Source organism: Succinimonas amylolytica DSM 2873 (assembly GCF_000378405.1).
GTDB classification, from domain to species: Bacteria; Pseudomonadota; Gammaproteobacteria; order Enterobacterales; family Succinivibrionaceae; genus Succinimonas; species Succinimonas amylolytica.
The window spans coordinates 221,156-230,242 of sequence record NZ_KB899638.1; the positions used below are offsets into that span (position 1 = coordinate 221,156).

The following is a 9,087-nucleotide window of genomic DNA, read 5'->3' on the forward strand; positions in this document are numbered from 1 at the left end:
ATTCAGGTTGCAGGCTTTCTCATAGTATGTCTTTGCCTGCAGGAAGTCCTGCTTTACGCCTTGACCATTGTGATAAAGAACTCCGAGACCGAAGCACCCTCCTACTCCATCATTCAGGTTGCAGGCTTTCTCATAGTATGTTTTCGCCTGCTGGTAGTCCTGTCTTACGCCTTTACCATCGGCGTAAAGAGCTCCGAGATTGAAGCATCCTGATCCCTCATTCAGGTTGCAGGCTTTCTCATAGTATGTTTTCGCCTGCTGGTAGTCCTGTCTTACGCCTCGACCATTGTCGTAAAGAACTCCGAGATTGCCGCACCCTAAGCCATTATTCAGGTTGCAGGCTTTCTCATAGTATGTTTTCGCCTGCTGGTAGTCCTGTCTTACGCCTCGACCATTGTCGTAAAGCAATCCAAGAGCACTGCACGCTCCTACATAATTCTGATTGCAGGCTTCCTGACAAAATGGAATAGCTTGTCTATATTGATCAGTTTTGAACAGCCTAGAGCATTCTTCTATGGGAGCAGCCGTGGCAACGTTCGATAACGAAAAGCAAATAACAGCAGTTAAATATAACAGTGATTTTTTCATGTGCAGGCTTCCTGTCATAGCAAAAGAATATATATGGTAAAAATGATATGCAATACATTCTCAATTTACTTCCCTTTTACTTTCTCTGAATACATATTCATGAGTTTTGCAACAATTTCTTCTTCAGATGCATCAGCACTAAAGCCATAGAGTGCCATAACAGCTTTATCGTTTACCTTGTGTGCTTTTAATAGTTCTGGTGGCATCGTTAAAGAATCGTAAAGATCAGCAAGAGAACTATCAGGATAAAGGGCACGAGCTTCCAGAATTGCCTGAGCAGTTTTAGAAATCTTTTCCTTTTGAGATTCAGTTACTTCCGGCCAAACAAAATTATTGTAAACAATAGTATTTGAGTAGCGGTATCTCATTTCAAGTATTCCTGCCACGCTTCTCATCCATGCATTATGAATAATCGATGTCAGTATTCCAAAATCAAAACTTGCGGGCCGGCTTTCCCCATGTTATTCCCCAGTTAAAAGCCTTGTCCAAAGCTATATGCCCCTGATAAAACTTTACGATTTTTTCAATGCTGAATGTCTGGTCGTTTACGTTTTCGAGCAGCGCTAAACCGCAGGTTGTAAGTTGAGTGTCATACTCATCCATGTTTACGATTATGTCTTCAGCACCGGGGTATGATATGGTTACCCTGGCATCTGCCTGCTTCCAGCTGGTGATGCCTTCATAGATAAATGTGAATACCAGAATCCTCTTTATCATGGCAATCTTATTGCCGTTGATTCTCAGATTCTCGCCATGCTCAGAATCCCCAGTTCTGTCATCGTTATCCAGGCAGATATACGGGGCATCTGAAAGATTACCGTACAGGTTGCCCAATGCCTGAACAACGCCTTTATAGCCGTTTTTAAGTTCATAAAGACAAGCCAGGTCAAGATCGATCCCGGTGTCAGTATTGTGTCCACTGCCGCCTAAAAGCTGAGAGAAGAATCCCTTTTTCTGAACCGGATGCCTATTCCAGTTAAGATTAACAAGAATTTCTCCGAGACCGGAATTTCCGCCTTTATGAAGACTGATTCGCTGTCCCTTCTGAAGTTTTATGGTCATAGTCCCTCCTCGCTGCTACAAAAGCTCTAAGCCCGTATTGTTTTTGCCGGAGGTTTTCGCCTCGTAAAGTTCAAACATTCTGGTTACGATATCCTCCTCGGAGGCATCCCGGGGAAGCCCGTAAAGTTCCAGCACAGCCCGGTCGTTTTCCTGGTGGGCCTTCCGGAGTTCCGGCGGCATGGAAAGCTCGTCATAAAGATCGGCCAGCGAAGAATCCGGGTAGATTTTTCTGGCATCAAGAATTGCCTGGGCGGTTTTTTCAATCCGGGTTTTCAGTTTTTCCGACGGCTTTACCCATACAAAGTTGTTATAGACCACGGTGTTGGAATAGCGATAGTCAGATTTAAGTCTCCCTGCCACTGTTCGCATCCAGGCGTTATGAATAACTGATGTCGTTATGCCAAAATCGTAAAGAGTTGCGTTCGGAACCACAAAAAGCATATCGCCTGCAATGACATCAGAACTTAAATATCCGATAGGGATGTACTGGCGGTTTTCGGAACTGACTTTTGGTATTCCCAGATAATTGCCATTGTCTTCCGGCTGTCTGATTTCTCCGAAAAGCATTGGAGTCTGAGCCTGTTTTTTTGTAATTTCTCTGGTGCTGCCTTCTCTCATTTCCTTTACCAGTCTTATCCGCTCCATAATGAATTTTGATTTTGTATATTGAGCAGGAGAAACACCTTTTAGCCAAATGCAGTACCGGGGAATGCTATGCAAAAATTCCCTTCCCATGGTGAATGGTCTTATAAAGGGAACGGCCTCGGGATGATGCTGAAGAACATCCTGGTATTCTCCCTCTGACAGCAGCAGATGACCGCCGTCATAAGGCACACTGCCTTTAATCATTGGATGAACATTTTCGGAAAGAGGGATTGCTCGCTTTGTGATGATTGTAAAAGGAGCATCCAGCAAAAACTGATTTATGCTTTTCGCTTCTTTTGGTTTGTTTTCGGTATAGATAAACTTCCTGCCGGAACTGGATGCCTTCTTTTCCTGAAAGCCGATAATCACGCAATGAACATGAGCCTTTTCCGAGGCTTCGCTGTCCCATATAAAGGTACGATGGCAGAAGATGATTTCAATGTTAAAAGGCAGCAGGATATCCCACAGCAGATTTGCCTGCACACCCTGGGTAATGCTGTTTGTTGAAACAAGTGCTGCTTTGATTCCGGAATTCTGAATGAATATTGCTGATTTTTTGTACCATGCGGTGACGTAATCAAGGTAGCCAACCCCTGATATGTTTCCGAATACTTCCGTTAAGTCTTTTTTCTGTTCAGCGGTAAACAACCATCTGGCACCGTAAAAGGGCGGATTGCCCATGATGAAATTTAACCTTTCCTTTGGTATGACGCTGTTCCAGTCAATTCTGAGAGCGTTGGCTTCCGCAATATTGGAGTAAGACTTCAGCGGGAAAAAATCAATGTGACTGTTTATGATCTGCTCGGTCTCCATTATGGTCTGGCTTTCCGCAATCCAGAGGGCGGTTTTGGCAACCGATACGGCAAAATCGTTTATCTCAATGCCGTAAAACTGACCTATGGAAACCTGAATCGGGGAATTAACCACAAAATCCTCTCCCAGGAATCCTATGCCCTGGTAAAGTTCCTTGAGGATCATGTTTTCCAGCTTGCGAAGAGAGAGGTATGTTTCCGTGAGGAAATTTCCGGAACCGCAGGCAGGATCCATGAAGGTCAGGGAGGCGATTTTCTTCTGAAATTCTTCCAGCTTGAGCCTTTTGTTCTTGCCCGGTTTTAATGCCTGGATGCTCCGGAATTCGTTTCTGAGATCATTAAGAAAGAGAGGGTCAATAACCTTGTGAATGTTCTCGATAGAAGTATAGTGCATCCCGCCGGATCTTCTGGTCTCCGGATTGAGGGTGCTTTCAAAAACCGCTCCAAAAATTGTGGGGCTTATGCCAGACCAGTCAAAACTTTCCCCGGCCTTTTTTATGAGAATGTCCCGGAGTTCATCGGAAAAGTTCGGAATGTTTTCGGAATCTTCGTCCACGGCAAAAAGACTGCCGTTTACATAGGGGAATGCCGCCAGCTCCGGACTTAGAAACTTGCTGCGTTTGCTGTCAGGGGTATCCAGCACTTTGAAGAGACTGATAATAGCCTGCCGGAGATCGCAGGCCCGGTAATTTTCCAGATATTTGCAGAAGGCATCTCCGCTGTTGCCAAACAATCCGGAATCTTCGGCATACAGGCAGAATACCAGGCGGACGCATAGCTTATTGAGGCTTTTTAAATCAGAAACAGAAGGACTGTCGCCGTATTCTTTCAGCAGGGCATCGTAAATAGTTCCCACAATTTTCCCGGCCTTAACCGAAAGCTCTTCCTCCCGGATCAAGGCTTCATCCTTGAATTTAACCAAGAATTCCAGAAGGTGATAGTCTTTGGCCATGTTTTTAAGAAGGATCTCAGTGGGAGCCTCCCTGGGCTTTTCCAAATCATAAATAAGGAATCTTTCAAAGTTGCAGGTTACGATCCAGCGGGCTTTTTCGGAGTAGGGGAGTTCATCGTTATAGCGTTTTGCCTGACCAAAAGGCGTGAGTTCTATGCCGTCCGATTGCTTCTTTGCCTTCTCGAGATCAATACCCAGACTTTTCTGTTCAATAATTACCTTTGTTTCAGGAATATAAACGTCTATGAAGCTAGTATTTTTAAGGCTTACTCTCTTTTCAAAGCATACATTTCTCTCAGGATTAGCAATGCCGAATACCGAAGATAGCAGATCTCTCCAGAAATTCTGAGAGTCCTGTTTCTCGTCTCCTTTGTCTTTCCACCTCTTTGCAAAATCGGCGGCTCCTTTATTGACCACTGGCATACACATCACCTTTTCTATCTGTCATTCTGACACATAAAATCATCAAGCCTTAATATCCATTTTTGTTTAAATTATCTAAATAATCACAAGTAGCGTATTCACCTAAATCACAAGCCTTGCCATAGTATTCTTTTGCTTTCTGATAATCTTGTTTTACGCCTTTACCCTCTTCGTAAAGATTTCCAAGATCCCTGCACCCATATCTACAATTCAGGTTGCAGGATCTCTCATAGTATCTTCCTGCCCAGAGATAATCATATTTATATGATTGGTAATATCTTCCAAGTGAATAGCACCCATCTCCATCATTCAGCTTGAGGCAGGCTTTGCTATAGTATGATACAGCCTTCTTTAAGTCCTGTTTTATTAAGCCGTCTCGATAGGTGATTTCGTGGTCTTCGTACGCATATCCAAGATTTTTGCACCCATCTGCATTATTCAGGTCGCAGGCTTCTTCATAGTATGCTATAGCCTTCCGATAGTCCCTTTTTACGCCTTTACCACCTTCGTAAAGCTGTCCAAGCTTGTAGCACCCTGATCCATAATTCAGGTTGCATGCTTTCTGATAATAAAAAAATAGAGGAGATTTTTCCCAGTACACCCAAGAGAAGATAACAGCAGTTAAACATAACAGAACAGCAGCAGTTAAACATAACAGTAGTTTTTTCATGTGCAACTCCCTTTGCTACATCAGTTAGTTGTATGTAATCTTACTCGTCATACTAACATACGAAATCATCAAACATTAATATCCTTTTTCGTTTAACTCCTGATGTTTATCGCAACCAATTTTCTCTCCTAAACGACATACTTTGCCATAATATTCTTTAGCTTTTTGCAGATTCTTTTCAACACCACGGCCTTCTTCGTATAGCATACCAAGTCCGGTACAGCCAAATTTATCATTAAAATTACAAGCTTTCTCAAAATATATTTTTGCTTGTAGCCAATCAAAATTTGCTGCCGAAATCATTCCGAGCCCAGCATACCCCATTCCGTTATTTAAATTGGAAGCTTTTTCAAAGTAAATTTTTGCTAGCTGATAATTCCGACTTACGCCTTTTCCGTAAAAGTATAAATATCCAAGCTCCACGCATCCGCCATCCCAATTTAATCTACAAGCTTTCTCAAAATATGTTTTCGCCTGCTGGTAGTCCTGTTCTACGCCTTGACTGTCCAAGTAAAACCTTCCAACAGCAGAGCATCCAGCTCCAACATTCAGATTGCAGGCTTTTTTGAAATAATGCATGGACTTCTGAATATTGGATTGTAAGATAAGATACATACTTCCCAAGAAGTGGCACCCATTTCCATAGTTCAGATTGCAGGATTTTTCAAAAAACTGCATGGCTGTCATATCAAGCTTTTTACTATAATAGACCGTTCCCAAATTGTAGCAGTCATATCCACTGTTGCAGGCTATTCCATGATGGGGCTCAGCATTCTTATCGCTAGCTTTCTGATCATTCTGCTGTACATTTTGTGCTCGATCATTTAAAGACCTTAAATTTTTGCATCCATTTTCCTCTTTCATATTGCAGGCTTTCTCAAAGTATGTCATCGCCTGCTGGTAGTCCTGTTTATTGCCGTAAAAAGCTCCAAGATTGTAGCACCCCATTCCAAAATTCAAGTTGCAGGCTTTCTCAAAGTATGTCATCGCCTGCTGGAAGTCCTGTGTTACGTCTTGACCTTTCACGTAAAGCAATCCTAGATAGTTGCACGCTTCTCCAATATTCAGGTTGCAGGCTTTCCCATAGTATGTTATTGCCTTCTGGAAGTCCTGTGTTACGCCTTGTCCCTTTTCATACAGGATTCCCAAATTGTTACAATGTGCCCCGCTTTTCATGTTACAGGCTTCTTCCATATGCCGTACGTCATGACCATGGGATTTCATGAGCCACAAATTGGAACACCCTACACCCTCTTTCAGTTTGCAGGATTTTTCGTTATACAGTTCAGCTTGAAGATAGTCCTGCTGTATGCCCAAACCTTTCTCATAGAGATATCCCAAATTGCCACAATCGATACCATTATTGTTCAAATTACAGGATTGTTCACAATATGGAACTGCACTGGCGTACTGCTTAGACTCAAAAAGAGTACTGCATATAGACTTAGTGGGGGTGCACGCAGTATTCAACAATGAAAAGCAGCTTACAGCAGTAAAACAAAACAGTGTTTTTTTCATATCCCCCCTTAGACTTTCTTGTTGCTACACTCTTAATGACTTTATCACCGCAACACCCCCGCTGCGGCTTATTTAAGTCCAATTTGTGATCAGGGTTTATTTAAGTCCAGTTTTCAATTATGAACCATGCTAAAAATCACGGTTTTTTGAGGTGTACCCTAATGATCCGTCATATCAGCTCCCTAATGGAAGAACATGTTTTTGATGCTAATCAACAATGGATAACATAAGAAGCGTTTATCATGACTGTGAGCTCCACTCCATTAGAAGATTATGGCATGCCAGCATCTGAAATAAAGGAGAAGAAGGGCAATACCACACCCAGCTAGAACAGCTCTTGATAAGCAAGTTTAAAAGCTGAATCTGAGATGTGGCAGGGGGATTAATATTAGAAACTAGTGCAACGAATCGATTTGAACAAAATCATAAAAAGAGCCGATAGTTTTAGTAACCCAACTTGTTTGAGTGTTGAAGAAATGCCTTAATATCCCTTTTCGTTTAACTTCCGGTAGTTATCGCAACCATCTTGCTCTCCTAAATCACAAGCCTTGCCATAGTATTCTTTTGCTGTCTGAAAATTCTGTCTTACGCCTTGACCATTGTCGTAAAGGAATCCAAGACTGTAGCATCCAAATGCATCTTTCAAGTTGCAGGATGTTTCAAAGTATGATTTCGCCTGCTGTAAGTCCTGTTTTATGCCTAGACCTTCGGCATAAAACCATCCAAGAAAGGCACACCCTAATCCATCATTTAGTAGATCGCAGGCTTCCTGACAAAACTGGAAGGGCTTCTCTATATTGTTTGTCACGGGACATCCTATAACATTTCAGCACGGGATCTGCCGTGGCAACATTCAATATTGAAAAGCACCCAACAGTAGTTAAACATAACAGTAATTTTTTCATGTGCAGTTCCGTTTGCTACATCAGTTAGTTGTATTTAATCTTACCCGTCATACTAACATACGAAATCATCAAACATTAATATCCCTTCTCGTTTAACTCTTTATACACATCACAGCCGAATTGATATTGTAAATCACAAGCCTTGCCAAAGTATTCTTTTGCTGTTTTAAAATTTTTCTTCACTCCTCGTCCTTTATGATAAAAAGTTGCAGCACTGAAGCATGCATGCTTGTCTTTTAAATCGCAAGCTTTCTCATAGTATGTTCTTGACTTTTTATAATTTTGTCTCACTCCTAGACCGTCATAGTATATATTTCCAAGCTCTCTACACCCGTTAGCTTCATTTAGATCGCAAGCTTTCTCAGAATATTTTCTAGATAACTGGTAGTTTTCAGGAATCCGGAACCTTATGGCTCTCCCTTCTTTGTAGAGATGACCAAGTTCTGCACAGCAATCTCCATTATTTAGGTCACAAGCTTTTTCATAGTATGTTATCGCCTGCGTGTGATCCTCGTTCACAGCATAACCATATCTATAAAAATACGCCATTTTACCACATCCCTGTCCATCATTAAGGTCACAGGTTTTCTGACAAAATGGAAGAGCTTCAGTATATTTTTTATCATCTGCCAGGTTGATGCAGTTTAACAAATCGTCGTTCGCCAATATTTCTGCGGGAGACAATAGTAAAAAAGCAGTAATGAATATCAGATTTTTCTTCATGCTAAATTCCTTGTTCAATTAGGATTTGTGATTATCACTTGTTTTCCTGTCTCTTTATAACATGCAACAGAAACCGAGCCATCGCTTACATAAGTTTTAACCATGAATATAGTATCGGTATTAAAAATAACATCATATGAAGCTCCCATTGCATTCATGGTACTTTGTGCTGAATTTTTGCAGGTATAAAAATCCATTGCACTCTCAATGGTTTTTGCATGAGAAAAAGCAGGTAATAAAGAAATCATGATAAAACAAATAATAAGTTTTAAATTCATAGAACATCTCCTCTAATAAAATTGCTTACTTACAGACTACATCTAATGATTTTATCACCGCAGCACTCCGTCTGCGGCATATTTAAGTCCCATTTGTTTGATTTGATACTGTACTTATCAGTAATTCTGACATAAAAGCACATCAAATCTTAATATTACTTTTTGTTTAACTTCCTTCTAAAAATTAAGAATTATTTTTTCCAATGGCAACTAGATGCTATATTTTCAACAACCTTTTCAATTCCTCCAAGATCAAACGTAGCATTTTGATCTCCACTTCCATGCGGTGTGAATCTCACAATGAGTTTTTTACTGTCTTTCATTCCTTTTAGATCCTTAACAGCCTTTCGTGAAAACAAAGCTTTGCAATCTGTACTTGGCAACCAATTTTCATAATAAGCTTTCTTATCATCGAACTTAGGTATTAGGTCTTAAACCGTCTTTTTAAGGCTTCAGGGATTCTTGACAAAAGTGCTGGTGAATCCGTACCATATCGCACACAAAAATCGTG

10 protein-coding genes are annotated in these 9,087 nt (G+C 41.2%); all 10 read right to left on the reverse strand.

Features of this window, described 5'->3' with window-relative positions:
* On the reverse strand, positions 1-588 hold a 588-nt coding region (locus tag F557_RS20080; RefSeq protein ID WP_019002786.1), incomplete at its 3' end, for a tetratricopeptide repeat protein.
* A 65-nt stretch (positions 589-653) separates the two neighbouring features.
* A complete protein-coding gene (locus F557_RS0113675) occupies positions 654-974 on the reverse strand; it encodes a type IIL restriction-modification enzyme MmeI (protein ID WP_157617898.1) in 321 nt (106 codons plus the stop codon).
* Positions 975-1,020: 46 nt separating this feature from the next.
* Positions 1,021-1,650 carry a TerD family protein gene (locus F557_RS0113680; protein ID WP_019002788.1) on the reverse strand — a complete coding sequence of 210 codons (630 nt, stop codon included), beginning with the start codon at positions 1,648-1,650 and terminating at the stop codon, positions 1,021-1,023.
* 15 nt (positions 1,651-1,665) lie between these two features.
* Entirely contained in the window at positions 1,666-4,482 is a 2,817-nt protein-coding gene (locus F557_RS23350) for a DNA methyltransferase (RefSeq protein WP_019002789.1), read from the reverse strand.
* Between the two features lie 49 nt (positions 4,483-4,531).
* Positions 4,532-5,152, reverse strand: coding sequence for a tetratricopeptide repeat protein (locus F557_RS23355; protein WP_019002790.1), 621 nt, complete (start codon positions 5,150-5,152; stop codon positions 4,532-4,534).
* Between the two features lie 75 nt (positions 5,153-5,227).
* Positions 5,228-6,670, reverse strand: a complete 1,443-nt coding sequence (locus F557_RS23360) for a tetratricopeptide repeat protein (protein ID WP_084761651.1) — start codon at positions 6,668-6,670, stop codon at positions 5,228-5,230.
* Positions 6,671-7,151: 481 nt separating this feature from the next.
* On the reverse strand, positions 7,152-7,478 hold the full coding sequence (locus F557_RS20090) for a tetratricopeptide repeat protein (RefSeq protein WP_019002793.1): 327 nt from the start codon (positions 7,476-7,478) through the stop codon (positions 7,152-7,154).
* A gap of 172 nt (positions 7,479-7,650) precedes the next feature.
* Positions 7,651-8,298 carry a tetratricopeptide repeat protein gene (locus F557_RS20095; RefSeq protein WP_019002794.1) on the reverse strand — a complete coding sequence of 216 codons (648 nt, stop codon included), beginning with the start codon at positions 8,296-8,298 and terminating at the stop codon, positions 7,651-7,653.
* 14 nt (positions 8,299-8,312) lie between these two features.
* Positions 8,313-8,576 (reverse strand): hypothetical protein, encoded by a 264-nt coding sequence (locus tag F557_RS0113715; RefSeq protein ID WP_019002795.1) that lies wholly within the window; start codon positions 8,574-8,576, stop codon positions 8,313-8,315.
* 191 nt (positions 8,577-8,767) lie between these two features.
* Positions 8,768-8,899, reverse strand: coding sequence for a hypothetical protein (locus tag F557_RS23510; RefSeq protein ID WP_019002796.1), 132 nt, complete (start codon positions 8,897-8,899; stop codon positions 8,768-8,770).
* Positions 8,900-9,087 lie beyond the last annotated feature (188 nt).